Genomic DNA, 19,431 nt, shown 5'->3' on the forward strand with positions numbered 1-19,431 from the left:
TTAAATCGTATCCTTTTAAATTATATACACCATATTTGTAATAATTAAAAATGAATAAAATGAACAAAAAATACTCATATAATGAAAATTCGGAGAAAATAGTATGGATTGATTTGGACAATTCTCCGCATGTTCCTTTTTTTGCGCCAATTATTACTAAACTGCAAGAAGATGGTTTCACAATAAGAATATCAGCTCGAAATTATTCACAAACAATAGAATTAGCACAATTATACGGACTAGATTTCACCGATGTTGGAAAACATTATGGAAAAAATAAATTTATTAAAGTAATTGGCTTATTTTATAGATCTCTTCAGCTTATACCGTTTGTTTTAAAGAAAAAACCAATAATCGCAATTTCGCACGGTTCACGATCTCAAATGCTGATTGCACATTTATTTAAAATCCCAATTGTAATTTTTCTTGATTATGAATTTGTTCAAACACTGCCGTTTGTAAAACCTAAAATGATGTTTTTCCCAAATATAATCTCAAAAGAAAGATTAGACAGTTTCAAACAGCATATTAAAACATATCCTGGAATTAAAGAAGATATTTATGTGCCTGGTTTTAAGCCGGACGAATCAATAAAAAAGTTATTTACATTCAGTCAAAATACAATAACTGTAATTTTAAGACCGCCTGCTCATGAAGCACATTATCATAATCATGAAAGTGATAAACTCTTTGAAAGCGTAATTGATTTATTAGTAAATGTAGGAAATGTTCAAACAATAATTTTACCGAGAGACGATAAGCAAAAACAAAATATAAAAGATCAATATTCAATTCATTTTGAAACATTAAAATTGCAAATTCCCGAAGATGTTGTTGACGCGCTAAATTTAATGTGGTATTCCGATTTAGTTATTAGCGGCGGTGGAACTATGAATAGAGAAGCTGCTGCATTGGGTGTCCCTGTTTACAGCATATTCAGAGGTAAGATTGGCGATGTGGATAAATATCTTTCAGCAAATGGAAGACTTACTTTGATTGAAAATATTGATGATGTAAAATCTAAAATAAGATTGAAAAAAAGAGTAAAACCAAATAAACCGGTGAATATTAATTCATTGGCGCTTCATTCAATTGTAAATGATCTAGAATCTCTCGTTAATGAAATTACAGGTGAAACAAAAAATGTTTCGGCAAATGAGCATAATGAACAAATATTTTCAATTCACAAAAAACACAAAGCAAAATAATTTCCTTTCTGAAATAGTTCAAATTTCACTTAAAGGTTTGGAAGAAATGTTTCTTCCGGAAACGAATGAATTTGCTATGACAAAATTGAAAAGTAATAATTCTATTGTTATAGAAAATTCAAACTTACGTTATACATTAATTAATTTGATCGGTCTTCAAAAGGCACAAAGCCATGGCTTTGAAGTAAATGTTGATATACATAATATATTAAAAAATAAAATTGTTCATCTCAATTCAATTAGCAGTATTGGCGATTTAGGGCTGCTGCTTTGGGCTATTGGTTTAATATCACCGGAAAACGCAACTCCACTTTTGACAAAAATAAATTTAAATGAAGTATTAAATGAATTTAAGGATTCAAAATCAAATTATACCATGGAACTGTCCTGGTTTTTAACAGGTTTATTATTCGCTTCTACATTTAATGAGAAATTTAAGAACTCAATTGATAATCTTCCTGCAAAAGTATATCAACGAATTAGAAAAAATTACGGCGGACATGGCATATTTCAACACGAAGATAAGAATAATTTTGAAGGTAAATTAAGAGCAAATATTGGAACATTGGCTGATCAGTTATATTCTATTTATGCATTATCACTTTTTTCACAGCAAATGAACAATGAGGAAGCTTTGCTTATCGCAAAAGAATGTTCGGAAAAAATTTGCGAACATCAAGGAAAAAACGGTGAATGGAAATGGCAATATAATTCTGAAAATGGAAAAGTAATCAATAATTTCCCAATCCATTCAGTTCATCAACTTGCTCTTGCGCCTATGGCATTGTTTTCTATTCAAATGACATCTGGGATTGATTTTTCCGAAAATATTTTAAAAAGTATAAACTGGTTATGCGAAAATCCAAAATTACAAAAACAAATAGTAGATAGTAAAAATAACGTTATTTGGAATAAAGTTGCACCGGTTTTCAATAATAAACTTAATTCAATTTTTAATTTTCTTAAATTTTATTCCTTTGGAAAATATATTAATCCAAAAGTTGAATATGTGTGCAGCTCTTATGATTTTGGCTGGATTTTATATACTTTTGCCGGCAGAATACATTTGGAAAATAAAAATATTGAAAAAAAAATTAATAGCAATGCACAAGTTTTTGAAATTATAGATTTTAGTACGCAATAAAATGAAATTAAAATCATTCAGCCAAAATACGCTTTATTATGCCATTGGAATTATTATTATCCGGTTTACTACGTTTTTGTTGATTCCACTGTATACCGAATTTTTATCAAAGGAGGATTACGGTTTATTAGCTACTTTGCTTTTTACAACAGAAATAATTATAACAATAAATGACGTTGGAATGCGCTCCGCGTTCATGCGGTTTTTTTCCGAATATCAGTCAAGTAATAAGTTAAATGATTTAATTGGCAGCTCTACTTTTATTAATATTGTTGTTGGTATTTTATTACTTGGTATTTCATTTTTTATTCCCGCTTCTTATCTATCAAAATTATTTCAAGTTGAAGTTTTGGAAAATGTAATTATTCTAACAATATTAGTCGGTATTTTTAGAACTCTAAGTTTAAATATTCTGTCATACTTTAGAGCTAAAAATCAGGGCGTCAATTACATGATTATTAGCATTGTTTCATCTGTACTTTTGATAATTTCCACTTGGATTGTTTTAAAATATTTCGATTGGGGAATTAACGGCGTATTATTCGCTCAAATTTTCACATATAGTTTATCCTGGCTGTTTGTTCTGGTTTGGATTATAATCAAAGACGGTTTGAAAATTACATCGCATACTTCCAAATTATTATTCAAATTCGGTTATCCATTGATATTGGCAACTTCTGGAACAATGCTGGTAAATACATCAGGCAATTATTTTTTAGGAGCTTTTAGAAGTCTTGAAAACGTTGCCGTTTTGGCTGTTGCTTACAAAGTTGCATCAATTGGAATCATGGTCTTAATCGCCCCTTTCCAATTAGCTTACGAACCATATGTGTTTAATAATAAAAATAATCCCGAATTAAAGAATATTATTTCCAAAATTATTACTTTTATTTCACTTGCATACTTGTTGGTTGGTATTTTAATTTTATATGTATTTAAATATTTGATGAACATAATCGGCAACGGCGGTTATTCAGACGCTTATGTTTTGGTCATTTTCCTTCTTCCCGGTTTGGGATTTACAGCTTTAAATTATATCGGTCAATCTCAAATTCACTTGAAAAACAAAACCAAAACAACGGGATTCATTTCTTTCATTGTAACAATAATCAGCATAATAATTACTTATTTCTCTACAAAATTTTATGGAAGTTTCGGCACAGCTTTCGGGATAAATACTTATTTAATAATTTCAGGTTTTGCTTTATTTTATTATGGTAATAAAGAATTTAGAATTAGTGTCGATTTAAAAAGAATTAATATTATTTTAATTGTTGGATTGCTTGTATTAACGGCGTTTTATTTTTTGAGTTTTCAAAGTTATTTAGTTTTTTATATGATTTCAACAATATTAATTGTTTTCGTTTTGCTTGGATTTTTGTTCAGCAAGTTTTTATTGAATAATGAAAAAGAATTACTTCTAAATGGTTTTAATAAAATTTTAAAATCCGTAAAATTGAGATAAAATTGAATCAAGATCTATACATATTTTTTGGTTTGGGAATTGGACTGATTTTAGGTTCAGCACTATTTTTATTATGGTTGAAAAATTTTGAAATAGCAGTTTTCTTTTTTGCTCTTACTCCACTTATTTCCGCAATTTTCTTTGATAATTTGCCTCAAGAAAATGTTGTAATGGATGATGCAACTATTGGAATTGGAGGTACTCTACGTGCTGCAACACTAATATTGTTAGGCATCGCAGGAATAATTAAATTTTCACTAAATATCCCTAAAAATAAACTTAAAGTACCAGTCCATTTTATTTTATTGAGCATTTTTTTGTTTTTCTCTTTTTCTTCTACAATATATTCCCTAGATCAAAAATTTACTTTAATAAGGTCGGGATTGTTGTTTGCGGTTTTTTGTTTTTTATTAGGTTTGAATGTTTGGATGCAGGAAAATGGTAATTTAAAGAAGGCTATGAACTCATTGTTCGTGCTTGCTTCAATAATTATTTTGGCAACATTAGCCGGAACAGTTGCAGTTCCTTCTAGAGTTTGGTGGTGGAAACTACCAAGACTAGTCGGTTTATGGGAACATCCGAACACTTTCGGTTCATTCTGTATGTTGACTTATCCAATTTTACTTTGGAAATTTTATACAATAAAGTCTAAAAATAAATACTTTATTTTACTACTTATTTTTATCAATATGGGTTTACATATTCTTACCGGATCAAGAACAACATTACTTGCTTCATCGGCAGGAGTTTTAGTGTGGCTTTTATTAGAAAAAAATTGGGTTAAATTATTTTCTTTGGGTATTGCGCTTGGAATTTTTCTAGTTTCATTGTTGTATTTTGCCCCGTCAAGTTTCAAAAGAAATGAAACATCCGAAATAACAGATTTAAGTTCTAGAGAGGATATTTGGAAAAGTGCCGAAATTTTTATCAAAGAAAAACCTATATTTGGTTATGGATATGGAGTTGAAGGTAAAATATTCCAAGATGAACTGAAAGTTGATTTGGAAGGAAGTTTTATTGAGAGAAATGTTAGACAATCTCTTCATAACGGTTATTTATCATTATTGGTCGGCGTTGGAATTGTTGGACTTATATTATGGTTATTAACCTTAACATTTCCTTTTATATTTTCAATAACAAGCGTGTTTTCACCTGAAAAAGCTTACGCATATTTTACTTTTGTAACTGTCATAATAACAAATTTTGTAGAGTCTGCATTAACTGGTTATAGCCTGCCCAGCGATATATTTTATTGGCTGGCATGGACAATTTTAGGTTCCATTTTGGTCAAGAATTCAAAATAAATTTAAGAAAGAATTTGATGAATAATTATATACTAATATCTGCGGCAAAAAATGAACAAGATTACATTGGAAAGACAATAGAGTCTGTCATCCGCCAAAATATAAAACCAATTTTATGGTGTATTGTAAGTGATGGTTCAACGGATAAAACAGACGAAATAATTCAAGAGTACTCAAAAACAAATTTATTTATAAAGTATATTAGAAATGATAAAACAGACGATAGAAATTTTGCTTCCAAAGTTTATGCTCTTAACATCGCTTTGAAATATATTAGTGAAATTAAAATAGATTATGATTTTATTGGAAATTTAGATGCAGATACGGTATTTGATTCGGATTATTATTCCAAGATATTGGAAGAATTCAAAAAAAACGAAAAACTTGGTTTGGCGGGCGGAATATTCTTTGAAACATATAAAGGTAAAAAAATTAAAGTTGTTTTGGCTAGCAACAGTGTTAGAGGAGCCGTTCAGTTTTTTAGAAGAAAATGTTTTGAAGAAATTGGCGGTTTTGTTCCATTAAAAAACGGCGGTGAAGATATAATAACAGAAGTAACTGCAAGAATGAAAGGCTGGGAAGTAAGGTCTTTTGAGCACTTGCACGTACAAAATCTGCGCCTTTCGGGAACTGGACGTTGGGGCGTTATTGAAACTAAATTTAGGGAAGGATTTCTAGCACATTCTATCGGTTATCATCCTTTGTTTCAAATAATAAAATCATTCTATAGATTCAAAGAAAGACCTTTGATAATTAGCGGTATTTTGCATTTATTAGGTTATTTATGGGCTGTAATAACTAATAACAATATTAAAGTCAGCAAAGAATTTAAAACTTACCTCAGAAAAGAACAAATGCAAAGATTAAAGGAAACATTCTTTCCTACAAAAAAATAATCCTGCTTTTTATTAAATCAATGAATTGCAATTAATTAAATTGAACTGCAGTTGAACTCATAACCGGCAAATGATTCCTGTGATAAATAACCATATAATAATTTCCCGCTGCAACATCCATTGAAAACTGAGTTCCGTCTGAATTAACTATTGTTCCATCTGATTTCAGAATTGCGGCTTTCCTTGAGTAAACATAATAATTAGAATCAGCAGATGATCTTAGTTCAACAAGTACCCAATCAATAATGTTTTGATGTGAAATTGTTAAAATTTCATTTCCGTTATAATTCCATGGTGTATTATTATAAGGTTGATTTTGCGGAATAATATCTTCAAAATCTTCATCAACACTCATTGTTCCGTTATTATATGCTCCCTGTAAATTTATTTTCAAATTTACAGCTGTAGATTGTTTCTTTTTAAAAAGTGACATGCCTGTTACTTTTATTGAATCACCATGAGAATCGAAATAGTATATTTTAATTTCAACCTCAATCCTTGACACATCATCCGGAATAACCAGTGAAGTATTTCCATTTGAAGAACTGCTTAAATTTCGCTTAGTCCAAGTCTGTGTGTCCGATGGAATCCAATATTCCTTTTCTGGATAATTTGTATTAGGAAATCTAAAAAACACTCGAATTTTGTCATTAGTGCTGCCTTTAGTCCAAATTTCAAATTGATTCTCCCCTTTTTCAATTCCGGCTAATTCCTGAATTAAAAAAACTCTGGCATATCCTCCAATCGCATAACATAAATTACCTGGTGCGGGAGATGTAAAATCAACAACTAATTTACCATGATCATTAGCGTATCTTTGTACATATCCATCAGGTACACCATTTGGATTCAAGTTATTTGAAAAATTGTCATAATTTACATTTAATGCTGGGAATATATTTTCATAAGGATCAGGTGTTTTGTCAAATAAAATATCTGCCCACTCATTATATGTATTTACTTCAATATTATTTTGATTGCACCAAGCAAGCAACTCAGCTACTCTTTGAAAATAAACAGTCGGTGTTACATATGAATTTCCACTTACTACTTTTCCAAGATCATAAAAATGATTATGTCCAATCATAACTTTATGTTTGGCAATTCCATCAGATATTTTTGTTTTTATACTTTCAATAGTTTGATTTGTTTTATCTTCATTAAAATCTTCCCACTGAATTCCGAAATTCTTTTGATCTTCCGGGTCATATTCGTTAAATACTTTGAATGCTTCGGAAACACCAGGCGAAACAACATCAGTAAATGAAGCACCGGCTGTGTACCCAAGCGGCGTAAGCGCTTGTTTTAATTCCGACATAGATAAAATAGGCCAGCGTCCTCCTGGCTGAATCCATGTTTTTGGTTTTTGAAGTCCATAAAATAAAGCTAACTTTTGAGTCTCTTCTGCAAGTACTTTAAGACCATCTATTGATAATCTGTTTCCTCGTGTCATTTTATAAAAAGTAACGTTAGATATTTCTCCAAGACTTATTTGCTCTTGCCAAACATCATCAACATATGCAACACTTTTATTGTTATTAAAAGCAGAGATATAAAGCAAGGTGTCAAGTTCTAACAAATAAACATAAACATCAGTATCATAATTAAAAGATGAAAAATTTCCAGTGAGCATATTACCGCTAACACTGCATGTGCCAATGGCAGTCAACCCTGTTGTATCAATCGGGTTAAATTCTAAACATATTTTTGTTATGCTGCCTTGCGAAATTACGCGATCAATACCAGATTTAAACAGAGTTGTATTCGGAATATAGTAATCGGAAACCGGAAATTTAGTTGTAAAATAGTTTGTTCGGTGATTGGGAGTATGGTCCATAATCTCATGACCTCGAGCTTGAATCGCTTTAACCGTATCTATATAAGCAGTTGTATCAAACTCAGTACGAGCCATATTTAATGCAAAGCTGAAATGGTAAGTTCTCCCAAACGTATTATTATTGTAATGATCAAATAATTGAGACATTTGCGAATAGAATTCTTTTGTCGGATTATCATCAATTCTAAATGCGATACCGGCTTTTTTAGAAACAAATGGAATTGCTTCTGCTGAATTTTGAATTTGAGAAATGTCATTTCTTTGCGAAAATGAAGTTTCCACACCTATGAGAAATAGTAACAATAATAATTTAATTTTATAAAAATTTATCATTTTTTTGCTTTCAATATTTCTAACAATACCTAAAATCTGATTATGTTAAATTAGATGTTTTTATTTCAAAAAAAAACGACATGTGATTTATATCACTTAGCTACAAGACGATAAAATATTATTACTTTATTTTACAAAGCATAAAAGTTAATTATTTGACTAATACCATTTTTTTTGTCTGCGTATAATTTCCACTTTGCAAAGTATAAAAATAAATACCGCTCGAAATGTTTACCGCGTTAAATGAAACTTCATAGTTGCCGGAATTTTGTTTTTTATTTACAAGCGTTGCAATCTCACTCCCAAGAATATTATAGACTTTTAAGGTTACGTTTGAGTTTTCTGCAATACTATATGAAATTTTTGTCTCAGGATTAAAAGGATTCGGAAAATTTTGGTTAAGAGCATAATAATTTGGAATTTTATCTACCTGCGTTTGGGTTTCTGATGTTCTGCTTTTTGCCAAATACATTCCTGTTATTCTAACTTCGCCGGATACATAATTGGAGCAAAAAATATCAATTGTAATAAAATTTACATTTTCCGGAATGATGAGTGATGTATTTCCGTTTGAAGACTGCTCTATTGAATATTCAACCCAATCTTTTGAATCTGCCGGAAATTTAAAAACAGCATCATTAGTTTTTGAATATTCCCCAAATGAAAAAACCACCTCAATAGAATCGCCCGGGTTTCCTTTTGTATAAATCTTAAAATCATTTTTTCCTTTTTCAATTCCAGCTAAATTTTCAACTCTGCAAATTCTGGAATTAGTAGAAATAGAATAAGCAAACTTATCAGCACTTGTAATCGTTGTGTCATTAATTAAATTGCCTTGTCCAGACCAATATCTTTGTGTATAACCATCCGGTACTCCGTTGGTATCTAGATCTGAAATATTCTTGTCCAAATCAGTAGATAAACTAGGGAAAATATTAACATAAGGGTCTGGTGTCTCTTCATATAAATACTTAGCCCATTGACTGTATGTTTTAATGGGAATATTATTTTCTGTGAGCCAAGAGAGTAAACTATCAAGTTTTGAAAAATAATGTTCAATAGAATCAATTGCATAAAAATGAGCATGACTGATTTGCATATAATGTTTTGCAGTTCTATCTGCAATTATATTTTTGCATTTCTCAACAGTCCAAGTATCGTCAAAAAAATCTCCCCACTGCATTTCAAATTTTTCATTTTTATTTGGGTCAAGTTCATTATAAATTTGTCTTCCTTTATTTTCGGCTGCTCCAGCTACGTAATTAAGTTCATTACCTAAAATATTGCCAAGCTTTGTTTTAGTAAATTGTGGAAACTTTCCGCCAGGTTGTATCCAAACATTTGGCGGATTTATATTAAATAAATTCGCAAGTTTAGTTGTTTCGTTTGCTAATAGCTTAAGCGCATTTTCCGAAATCTGTATATCGTTTTGGTCAAAAATAAAATATTTTGTCTGCCAAGTTGTTGGCAATATCAATTTATCATTCCAAATATCCAAAAAGAATATTTTATTAAAGCTGACTGAATCAATTAGAACTATTCTATTTAAAATTGGTATGTAAACAAATATTTCACTTTCTGCTAATTCAGTAAAATTATTTGAACTTATCAATTCATTTTGGAAAATATCACAAACTCCACTTTTAACTGCATTACTTGTATCTATTGTTTCAAACTCTAAACAAATTTTATTATTCTGAATGTGATCAATTCCATCAATTGGAATTGTTGTTTCTGGTCTGAGGTAATCATTTATTGGAAATTGAGTTATAAAAAAGTTTGTTCTATGGTTTGGCGTATGGTCCATAATTTCGTTGCCCATATCTTGAAGAACTCTTATACTGTCAATATATTGCTGTGAACTGAACATGCTAAAATTTAATGACATACAAAAATTTGCGTTGTATTTTGCGAATAATCTTGCGGCTCTCATATAATCAGCAATCGGCGCGTTATCATCAAATCTGAAACATACTCCACCTTTTTTCTTTAGATAAATGCTGTCATCTGATGTTGATATAAATTTTGCATTTATTGAATTTGTTAGCAATGCAGATATAATAAAAAATAAAATGATGCTAAAATATTTAAACTTCATTTTCACTTTCCGATCAAATAATTTATTTTGTTAAATTAATTTTATTTCTTAGGCAAATAAGAAGAAATAATTGCAATTAATGTGATAATTATCAAAAATTTTTATAATTATTATTCGAAAAATTTTTAAAATAATAAAATTTAAAGGATGTTTTTATGCACTTAATTTTTGTGAAATGATTGAAACAATCCTTTCGGCAGCTTTTCCATCCCAAAGTTCGGGAATTGAGCCTTTTTTCAACTTTCCATCCAAAACTTCTATTGCCGCTATTTTGGCTTTTTCAAGGTCGTTTCCTAGTAATTGGTTTGTTCCGACTTCAACAGTTATTGGTCTTTCCGTGGATGTTCTCAAAGTAATACATTGAATTCCCATAAATGTGGATTCTTCTTGAATTCCTCCTGAATCTGTAACAATAAGTTCGGCATTACTGGTTAAAGTTAGGAAATCGAGATATCCTATTGGGTCGGTTAAAATAAGATTTTTGCTGATTTTTTCGATCAGTCCAAAATCGGTAAGATTTTTTTTAGTACGGGGATGTATTGGAAATAAAACCTTTCGTTTATCTGCTAATGTGTTTAATACGTCAATTAATTTTATTAATTGATGTTTATCATCTACGTTGCTTGGTCTATGCAGAGTAACTAAAACATATTTTTGGGATTCAAGTCCAAAATTATTTAAAAAATCAGAATTTGCTATTTTTGGCTTAAAGTAAACCAAACTGTCAATCATAACATTTCCTGTAAAGTAAACTTTTCCATTGGAAACACCTTCATTTTTCAAATTTTCAATTCCGCTTTTTTCGGTTACAAACAGTAAATCGGAAATCGCATCGGTTAGAACTCTATTAATTTCTTCCGGCATTTCTCTGTCGCCGCTTCTTAATCCGGCTTCAACATGAATTATTTTAATGTGAAGTTTTGCCGCTGTTAAACTGCAGGCAATAGTAGAATTAACATCGCCTACAACTATGATCATATCAGGTTTTTCTTCAAGTAAAATCTTTTCAAATTTTATCATTACATTGGCAGTTTGTTCGGCATGGCTTCCGCTTCCTACTCCCAAATAAAAATCAGGTTTGGGCAACTCTAAATCTTCAAAAAATACTTTAGACATTTTTTCGTCATAATGTTGACCAGTATGACAAATCAAATGTTGAATTGAATCTTTATATTTTTGAAATGCTCTATGTATTGGAGCAACCTTCATAAAATTTGGACGAGCGCCGACAACAGATATTACTTTTTTCATGTATTCTTTTATTAAGTTATGGAATAAAAAGCCGAAAACAATTTTATAGAAACTGAATTCGGCTGAATAAATATTTGTATTATGATTTCTTAATGTGCTTTGCTTTTACGCCGTGTTTTTCAAATGCATTTCTTGTATCAATAATAAGCTTTGAATTTTCTGAAATAAATTTGTAATCATAATCCGAATGATCAGTACTTAAAACAACTAAATCATATTTCAATAAATTTGCAGCAGTTAGAGGTACAGATTTCATTGTATAACTGTATTTTCGCATTTTAAATAATTTAGGAACATAAGGATCGTTAAAATCAACTTTTGCTCCTTTCCTTTCAAATAATTCAATTAATCTTAGCGATGGGGATTCTCTCATATCATCAATATCTTTTTTATATGCCGCACCTAATATCAAAACTTGTGCTCCTTTTAGAGCTTTCATTTCATCATTCATAAATTTTGCAGCATTTTCAACCACATAATAAGGCATAAATGTATTTATTTCACCAGCAAGTTCTATAAATCTTGTGTTAATTTCATAAGCACGAGCTTTCCATGTTAAATAAAAAGGATCGATTGGAATACAATGACCACCTAAACCTGGACCCGGATAAAACGGGTTAAAGCCAAATGGTTTTGTTGATGCTGCGGAGATTACTTCCCAAACGTCAATTCCCATTCTTTCAAATACCATTTTTAGTTCATTTACCAAGGCAATATTAACTGAACGGTAAATATTTTCAACTAATTTTGTAGCTTCGGCAACTTTCGGTGATGAAACCGGAACAGTTTTAACGATAACATTATTATATAATTCTACTGCAATTTTAACGCAATTTTTAGTTACTCCGCCAATAACTTTTGGAATTGTAGCTGTGTTAAAATCCGGATTATTAGGGTCTTCCCTTTCCGGTGAAAATGTTAAATAAAAATCTTTTCCGACCACTAATTTTTTTGTTCCGGTCTTTTGAATCATTGGCGAATTTTCAAATAATGGCTGAAGGATTTCTTCTGTGGTTCCTGGGTATGTAGTAGATTCAAGTGTAACTAACTGCCCTTTTCTCAAGTATTTGGAAATGGTTTCGGCTGTATTAACAACATATGACATATCCGGTTCACGGTGCTCGTTTAATGGAGTAGGAACACAAATAATTATTGCGTCAACTTCTGGTAATCTTTTAAAATCTGAAGTTGCTTCAAATCTGCCTGAATCAACAGCTGCTTTAATTCTTTTTGCGGAAATATGTTTAATGTAACTTTGACCTTTTTTTAATATTGGTATTTTCCTTTCATCAATATCAAAACCGATTACACTAAATCCCTTTAAGGCAAATTCTAATCCTAATGGCAGTCCAACATATCCAAGTCCTATTATGCCGACTTTAGCCGTTTTCGATTTAATTTTTGTTAAAAATTCCATATAACTTCCTTTTAATGTGCTTAAACAGAGTTAATTTTTTTCATTTACAAATTAGAAGTAAATTTTAATTTATAGCAATTTATTTATTCTTGTAATAATTAAGCCCAATGAATAAGATTAAGTTCAAAAGGATTATTCAATAAATTGTGTTTAGGTAAAATTCTCAACGTGTATCCATAATAACCGGTATTAAAGCATCTTATTTCGCCGGAAAAAGTATGAATTCCAAGTTCTTCATTTGACTTAACATAATTCATAATGACAAAATTATTTGAATTAGCGTCATTAATATTATCAAGTTTTCCAAAATAAATTTGAACTTCAACGTCGTTTGGAGATAATTTTCCTAAATCTACCTCACAGCTAAGCTTATACGCTGAATCTACTTTCATCTCAGACTTTGGACTTTCTTCCGAAACACTGACAAATTTAATACTTTTCCAATTTTTCAAAATACCGGCTTTCCATTTGGAAAACTTTTTAGCTTCTTCCCAATCATTTCCTAAAATGAATTTACGTCTATTTAACGCTTTAAAATAATATTTGTCAGTATACTCCGAAACCATTCGATTTGTATTAAAAACAGGACCAAGATTTTTCATCGACTGTTTCATCATATAAATCCATTTTCTTGGAAGTTTGTCTTCTCCTCTATTATAAAAAGTTGTTACAATTTCTTTTTCCAGTGTTTCGTAAATTAATCTTGATTCTATTTCATCTTGATAATCTGTATTTTGATACTCTTCACCGTTTCCTATTTTCCAGCCTAATTCTCTTTGATAAGCCTCATCCCACCATCCATCCAAAATGCTGAAATTCAATCCGCCATTGGCAATTATTTTCATTCCTGAAGTTCCACTTGCTTCAAGCGGACGTCTTGGATTGTTAAGCCAAACGTCGCAGCCTTCTACCATATATCTTGCAATGTTCATATCGTAATTTTCCAAGAATACAATACGTTTTCTAAATAACGGATCTTTAGAAACTGAAACCAATTCCTGAATTAACTTTTTGCCTTCTTCATCCTGCGGATGTGCCTTTCCTGCAATAATAAATTGTATTGGTCGATCAGGGTTAGTTAGTAAATTTGATAATCTTTCAATGTCTTTAAGAATCAAAGTAGCTCGTTTATATGTTGCAAATCTTCTGGCAAAACCAATAGTTAATGCCGAAGGGTTTAAGACTTCTTTAGCAGCTTCAATTTCCAAATTAGAAGCTCCGCGGGCAATTAATTGCTTTCTTAATCTTTTTCTGGCAAATGAAACTAAACGCTCTCTTCTTCTTTCATGAGTATTCCATAATTCTTCATCAGGAATTTCATCAACTGCCTGCCATGCAACATTATCGCCGTTTCCAGATGCAAAATCTTCACCTAAATACCTTGTTAATAGTTCTGACATTTCGGAAGATAAATGAGATCTTGTATGAATTCCGTTAGTAACATATTCAATCGGAATCTCATCGAAAGGAATATCCGGGAAGCCATTTGTCCACATTTTTCTTGATACTTCTCCATGCAGCTTGCTTACACCGTTTACCATTCCAGCCATATTCATTGCCAAATGCGCCATATTAAAATTTGACGGCGGTTTGTTTTGTATTATTGTTCCAAGCTGATAAAATTGTTTATCCGTAATTTTGAGCTCTTCTCTATAATATTTTCCAAAATATGTTTCCACCATATCATTGCCGAAAACATCAATCCCTGCCGGTACAGGAGTGTGAGTAGTAAAAATATTAGAAAAATTGCCGATATCTTTTGCCTGATCGAATGTCAATCCCTTTTGAATTAAAATTCTAATTCTTTCTAAAGCCAAAAATGCAGAATGTCCTTCATTCATATGACAAATTAACGGTTTAATATTTAATTCATGCAGTGCTCTAATTCCGCCTATTCCTAAAATAATTTCCTGCTGAATGCGAGTTTCCTTGTTTCCGCCGTAAAGCGCTCTGGTTATTTTTTTATCTTCATCATTATTTTCCGGAACATTAGTATCTAATAAATAAAGGGGAATTCTTCCAACTTGGATTTTCCAAATTTGAAAAAACACTAAACGACCGGGAAAATCTAATGATATCTTAATCGGCGTTTTATCTTCATTTGTAACTAAAGTCATGGGTAAATTTAAAAAATCTGAAATTGGATAAAGTTCCTGTTGCCAACCGTCCGCAGCTAAATATTGTTGAAAATATCCTTCTTTATAGCAAATCCCGATACCAACTAATGGAATTCCAAGGTCACTTGCAGATTTTAAATGATCGCCTGCCAATACACCTAATCCGCCTGAATATATTTGTAAACATTCGGTTAATCCAAATTCTGCGGAAAAATATGCAATATAAGGTGTTTCAGCTTCACCGTATTTTTTTTGATACCATGTTTTATCTTCAAGATAAATATTAAGTTGCAAGTAAACTCTGTTCATATGCGAAATAAAACCATCATCCTCAGAAATTTCATTTAATTTTTGCTGACTGATTTTACCAAGCATCATTACAGGATTATGATTAGTACTTTCCCAAAGATCTCTGTCCAATCTCCAAAATAGTTCCTGTGCATCGTGGTTCCATGACCAATACAAGTTATATGCTATTTCTCTCAGTGGTTCTAATCTTTTTGGTAGTGATGGAATTACACTAAAATTTCCAATAAATTTTACCATTTACAGCTCCATTTATGTATTTTTCAATTAACAATTCAAATAAGTAGAAAAAAATTCACCTAATATATAAATAATTATGTAATTAGAAAATAAAGGTTTACAAAATAATAACAAAGTAGAAATTTATCTTTTTTCCATAATTTGTTTAATTACAATGACATTATCGATTTTTTTATTATTAGTTTATATCCTAGGTTCATTTCCGACCGCTTTTATTGTTATTAAATTAACTCATAATATTGATATAAGAAAAGCAGGTTCGGGTAATGTTGGGACTTTAAATTCATATGAAGTGACAAATTCTAAAAAAATTGGATTGATAGTTTTAATTATAGATTTGTTTAAAGGAATAATAGCGGTTTCACTTTCAAAGATTTTTTTTCCGAATGATTTTTCTGCTTCCGGTTTATCAATTGTTTTTGCGGTTTTAGGTCACTGCTATTCCATTTGGATTAAATTTTCAGGAGGAAGAGGATTGGCTACGGCTGCGGGTGGAATGTTATTTTTATCACCTTTAATTTTAGTGTTATGGTTAATCAGCTGGTATTTAACAAAAAAAATAGTTGCAAATATTCATATTGCAAATGTAACTGCAACATTGTTTGTTGTTCTGATATCAATCTTAATATCTGACCAATTAAATATTATTACCTTTCCCCCTGCTGAAAGAAATATTATTTTTACATCTTTAATTTTATTAATTATGATTATTATTCTTTCAAAACATTTAAAGCCAATAAAAGAATTATTAAAAAAAACAGCGGATAAAAATTTATGAAAAATTTTAAATATGCTTTAATATCTTCGATTTTGACCTTATTGGTTGCGTCAATTGTATTTGCGTATTTATTCTATAAAAATGTTTCAAGTGAAAAGGACAATTCATTTAAGCCGAATAATGATTCAAGTCAAGAACAGATGCAGACTGAAAATAGTTCAATTATTCCTGCAAATATGAGAACTTTAATAGACAACACAATATCTAACAGCAGAGAAAATATCATTACCAATACCGTTAAAAATGTTAGTCCCGCAATTGTAGGTATAAATGTTACAAAGACAATGTATTTTAGAGATCCGTACAGTTTCTTTTTTGATAGAGTATATGAAAAACAAATGCCTGGCGTTGGATCCGGTGCAATTATTTCACCAGACGGCTACATTGTTACAAATGATCATGTTGCAGGCGATGTTAATAAAATCATTGTTACTATGACCGATGGCACCGATTATGACGCGGAATTAGTCGGTACTGACAAATCCTCTGACATTTCTTTATTAAAAATTAAAGCGAAAAATTTACCTTATTTGCAATTCGGAAATTCCAATGAAATTCTAATCGGCGAATGGGTTATTGCGTTGGGCAACCCTTTCGGACTTTTTGAAATTAACGATCAGCCAACTGTAACCGTAGGAGTAGTAAGCGCATTGAATATGAATTTAGGATTAATTGATGAAAGATATTATCTAAAAATGATCCAAACAGACGCTTCAATAAATTCTGGAAATAGCGGCGGACCTTTAGTTAACAGCATTGGTGAAATGATTGGAATGAACACTATTATTTGGCAGGAAAATAAAGGCGGTAGTTTAGGAGTTGGATTTGCAATTCCAATTAATACTATTAAAAATATAATTGCTGAATTAAAAGCAAATGGTTTTGTTAACAGGGATTTTTGGACCGGAATCAGTATTCATCCAATTGATGACGCAATCGCAAAATATTATAAACTTTCTAGCACATTCGGTGTAATTATTTCAAATGTAAGTCGACATTCGCCTGCCGAAGATGCCGGTTTGGCTGTTGGCGACGTTATTCTAGAAGTTAATGATGTTAAAATAAATGATGACAAAACCTTAATGTATATTTTGCATCAAGCCAGAACAAATGATATATTAAAACTAAAAATATTAAGAGACAATAAATCACAATTCGTTAATTTAAAACTAGAACCTAAAGTATGATAGAAAGATATACAAGACCCGAAATGGGCAAAATATGGGAAGACGAATTTAAATTTTCAACGTGGCTGAAAATAGAAATTTTAGCTTGCGAAGCAAGAGCTGAAATGGGAGAAATTCCTAATGCTGATGTTGAAATTATTAAATCGAAAGCGAATTTTAATGTCGCCAGAATTTTAGAAATTGAAGAAGAAACAAAACATGATGTTATAGCATTTTTAACAAACGTTGCTGAATACGTTGGACCTGAATCTCGCCATATTCATTACGGAATGACATCGTCCGATATTCTGGATACAACTTTATCTGTTCAGATGAAAGAAGCTGGCAATATTCTTTTAGAAGATTTGTTCAAATTAAAAGAAGTTCTTAAGCGAAGAGCAAATGAACACAAGAGGACCGTTTGCGTTGGAAGAAGTCATGGTATTCATGCTGAACCTACAACTTATGGTTTGAAATTTGCACTTTGGTATGAAGAAGTAAAACGAAATATTAAAAGATTAGAATCCGCAATTGAAGTTATAAGTGTAGGACAAATATCCGGCGCGGTTGGAACATTTGATCATCTTTCACCAAAAGTTGAAGAATATGTTTGTCAAAAGCTTGAATTAAAACCGGCTCCTGTTTCCACTCAAGTAATCCAAAGAGACAGGCATGCGGAATATCTTTCTACTCTTGCAATAGTTGGAGCATCATTAGAAAAAATTGCGGTTGAAATAAGACATTTGCAAAGAACCGAAGTATTAGAAGCTGAAGAATTTTTCTCAAAAGGACAAAAAGGTTCATCGGCTATGCCGCATAAGCGAAATCCGATTGTTTCGGAAAGAATTGCGGGATTGGCAAGAATCCTAAGAGGAAACGCCGTTGCTGCTTTTGAAAATGTTTCTTTATGGCATGAGCGAGATATTTCACATTCATCAGTTGAACGTGTGATTGTACCTGACAGCACAATTGCACTTGATTATATGTTAGGACTTACAATTAAATTAATTGATAATTTACTGATCTACCCTGAAAACGCAATAGAGAATTTAAATAAAACAAGAGGTTTAATTTTTTCTCAAAAAGTACTTCTCAAACTAGTCGAAAAAGGCGCAACAAGAGAAGAAGCGTATAAAATTGTTCAAAATTCCTCAATGAAAGTATGGCAGGAAAAAACTACAAATTTAGAAAGCGAATTAATTTTATCAACCGAAATAAAGAAATATTTAACAACAGAAGAAATAAAAAGTATTTTCAACACAAATGAAATGGTAAAAAATGTTGATTATATTTTCAGCCGTTCTGTTGGTATAGAATAGAAAGGAAATTTATGAAAATATTGATAAACGCATTTTTGCTGGTTATTATAATTTCATGCGGCAGCGGTAAAGAAAATTTAACTGTTGGAAACAAAGCACCCGATTTTACTTTACAGGATTCAAGGGGAAATAATTATAAACTTTCTGATTATATAGGTAAATCTCCGGTTATAGTTTATTTTTATCCAAAAGCAAATACACCCGGATGCACTAGAGAAGCTTGCGGAATTAGAGATAATTTTTCAAAATTTCAAGAAACTGGAATTCAAGTTTTTGGAGTTTCAACTGATTCTAAAAGTGCGATTAAAGAATTTATTTCGGATTATAATCTAAATTTCACTCTTTTATCAGATGAAAATAAAGAAGTTTCCAAAATTTATGGCGTACTAAATGATTCTGGAAAAGCAAGTCGTGTTACTTTTATTATTGATAAAAATGGCAATTTGTTTCAAATTTTAAATGATGTTAATGTGGAAACACACGCAGATCAAGTATTTGAAATAGCAAAAAAACTGCTATAAACGTAAAATCCAATTCAAGTTTTATGCATCA

The 19,431-nt window shown here is 30.8% G+C and carries 14 protein-coding genes; 9 read left to right on the forward strand and 5 right to left on the reverse strand.

Translation table 11 applies throughout. The features are described from left to right. The first annotated feature begins 59 nt into the window (after nt 1–59). From IPK06_07190 to IPK06_07210, 5 genes are read left to right on the forward strand one after another with little or no spacing between them, the layout of a single operon-like run. Nucleotides 60–1,208 carry a DUF354 domain-containing protein gene (locus IPK06_07190; GenBank protein ID MBK7979777.1) on the forward strand — a complete coding sequence of 383 codons (1,149 nt, stop codon included), beginning with the start codon at nt 60–62 and terminating at the stop codon, nt 1,206–1,208. Beyond that, nucleotides 1,165–2,352 (forward strand): hypothetical protein, encoded by a 1,188-nt coding sequence (locus IPK06_07195; GenBank protein ID MBK7979778.1) that lies wholly within the window; start codon nt 1,165–1,167, stop codon nt 2,350–2,352. Before IPK06_07190 ends, IPK06_07195 begins: the two co-directional genes overlap by 44 nt. A 1-nt stretch (nt 2,353) precedes the next feature. Beyond that, a complete protein-coding gene (locus tag IPK06_07200) occupies nt 2,354–3,817 on the forward strand; it encodes an oligosaccharide flippase family protein (GenBank protein MBK7979779.1) in 1,464 nt (487 codons plus the stop codon). 2 nt (nt 3,818–3,819) lie between these two features. Further along, entirely contained in the window at nt 3,820–5,121 is a 1,302-nt protein-coding gene (locus IPK06_07205) for an O-antigen ligase family protein (GenBank protein ID MBK7979780.1), read from the forward strand. 17 nt (nt 5,122–5,138) lie between these two features. After that, complete coding sequence (locus IPK06_07210; protein MBK7979781.1) at nt 5,139–6,017, forward strand: glycosyltransferase family 2 protein; 879 nt, start codon at nt 5,139–5,141, stop codon at nt 6,015–6,017. Nucleotides 6,018–6,048: 31 nt separating this feature from the next. Here the strand turns inward: IPK06_07210 and IPK06_07215 are convergent, their stop codons facing one another. The 5 genes from IPK06_07215 to glgP form a co-directional block, all read right to left on the reverse strand. Then, nucleotides 6,049–8,187: a hypothetical protein gene (locus tag IPK06_07215; GenBank protein MBK7979782.1), complete on the reverse strand. Its 2,139-nt coding sequence runs from the start codon at nt 8,185–8,187 to the stop codon at nt 6,049–6,051. 151 nt (nt 8,188–8,338) lie between these two features. Continuing rightward, nucleotides 8,339–8,659 carry a T9SS type A sorting domain-containing protein gene (locus tag IPK06_07220; protein ID MBK7979783.1) on the reverse strand — a complete coding sequence of 107 codons (321 nt, stop codon included), beginning with the start codon at nt 8,657–8,659 and terminating at the stop codon, nt 8,339–8,341. A gap of 1,779 nt (nt 8,660–10,438) precedes the next feature. Continuing rightward, nucleotides 10,439–11,536 carry a UDP-N-acetylglucosamine 2-epimerase (non-hydrolyzing) gene (wecB, locus tag IPK06_07225; GenBank protein ID MBK7979784.1) on the reverse strand — a complete coding sequence of 366 codons (1,098 nt, stop codon included), beginning with the start codon at nt 11,534–11,536 and terminating at the stop codon, nt 10,439–10,441. A 79-nt stretch (nt 11,537–11,615) separates the two neighbouring features. Continuing rightward, nucleotides 11,616–12,953 carry a nucleotide sugar dehydrogenase gene (locus IPK06_07230; protein MBK7979785.1) on the reverse strand — a complete coding sequence of 446 codons (1,338 nt, stop codon included), beginning with the start codon at nt 12,951–12,953 and terminating at the stop codon, nt 11,616–11,618. A gap of 98 nt (nt 12,954–13,051) precedes the next feature. After that, a complete protein-coding gene (glgP, locus tag IPK06_07235; protein ID MBK7979786.1) occupies nt 13,052–15,616 on the reverse strand; it encodes an alpha-glucan family phosphorylase in 2,565 nt (854 codons plus the stop codon). Nucleotides 15,617–15,770: 154 nt separating this feature from the next. Here glgP and IPK06_07240 point away from each other — a divergent pair, with 154 nt between their 5' ends. The 4 genes from IPK06_07240 to IPK06_07255 are packed head-to-tail and all read left to right on the forward strand — an operon-like array spanning nt 15,771 to nt 19,400. Next, on the forward strand, nt 15,771–16,394 hold the full coding sequence (locus tag IPK06_07240; protein MBK7979787.1) for a glycerol-3-phosphate acyltransferase: 624 nt from the start codon (nt 15,771–15,773) through the stop codon (nt 16,392–16,394). Then, nucleotides 16,391–17,581: a trypsin-like peptidase domain-containing protein gene (locus IPK06_07245; protein ID MBK7979788.1), complete on the forward strand. Its 1,191-nt coding sequence runs from the start codon at nt 16,391–16,393 to the stop codon at nt 17,579–17,581. The genes IPK06_07240 and IPK06_07245 overlap by 4 nt, the downstream gene beginning before the upstream one ends. Then, nucleotides 17,578–18,879 (forward strand): adenylosuccinate lyase, encoded by a 1,302-nt coding sequence (locus tag IPK06_07250; protein MBK7979789.1) that lies wholly within the window; start codon nt 17,578–17,580, stop codon nt 18,877–18,879. The genes IPK06_07245 and IPK06_07250 overlap by 4 nt, the downstream gene beginning before the upstream one ends. An 11-nt stretch (nt 18,880–18,890) precedes the next feature. Then, a complete protein-coding gene (locus tag IPK06_07255) occupies nt 18,891–19,400 on the forward strand; it encodes a peroxiredoxin (protein MBK7979790.1) in 510 nt (169 codons plus the stop codon). Nucleotides 19,401–19,431 lie beyond the last annotated feature (31 nt).

This window comes from Ignavibacteriota bacterium (genome assembly GCA_016713565.1).
Taxonomy (GTDB): domain Bacteria; phylum Bacteroidota; class Ignavibacteria; order Ignavibacteriales; family Melioribacteraceae.

Coding starts and splice junctions, on each gene's coding strand:
- IPK06_07220 (MBK7979783.1), bottom strand. CDS start 8,659: ATGTATTTGGCAAAAAGCAGAACATCAGAAACCCAAACGCAGGTAGAT.
- wecB (MBK7979784.1), bottom strand. CDS start 11,536: ATGAAAAAAGTAATATCTGTTGTCGGCGCTCGTCCAAATTTTATGAAG.
- IPK06_07210 (MBK7979781.1), top strand. CDS start 5,139: ATGAATAATTATATACTAATATCTGCGGCAAAAAATGAACAAGATTAC.
- IPK06_07250 (MBK7979789.1), top strand. CDS start 17,578: ATGATAGAAAGATATACAAGACCCGAAATGGGCAAAATATGGGAAGAC.
- IPK06_07195 (MBK7979778.1), top strand. CDS start 1,165: ATGAACAAATATTTTCAATTCACAAAAAACACAAAGCAAAATAATTTC.
- IPK06_07240 (MBK7979787.1), top strand. CDS start 15,771: ATGACATTATCGATTTTTTTATTATTAGTTTATATCCTAGGTTCATTT.
- IPK06_07255 (MBK7979790.1), top strand. CDS start 18,891: ATGAAAATATTGATAAACGCATTTTTGCTGGTTATTATAATTTCATGC.
- IPK06_07200 (MBK7979779.1), top strand. CDS start 2,354: ATGAAATTAAAATCATTCAGCCAAAATACGCTTTATTATGCCATTGGA.
- IPK06_07215 (MBK7979782.1), bottom strand. CDS start 8,187: ATGATAAATTTTTATAAAATTAAATTATTATTGTTACTATTTCTCATA.
- glgP (MBK7979786.1), bottom strand. CDS start 15,616: ATGGTAAAATTTATTGGAAATTTTAGTGTAATTCCATCACTACCAAAA.
- IPK06_07230 (MBK7979785.1), bottom strand. CDS start 12,953: ATGGAATTTTTAACAAAAATTAAATCGAAAACGGCTAAAGTCGGCATA.
- IPK06_07245 (MBK7979788.1), top strand. CDS start 16,391: ATGAAAAATTTTAAATATGCTTTAATATCTTCGATTTTGACCTTATTG.
- IPK06_07190 (MBK7979777.1), top strand. CDS start 60: ATGAACAAAAAATACTCATATAATGAAAATTCGGAGAAAATAGTATGG.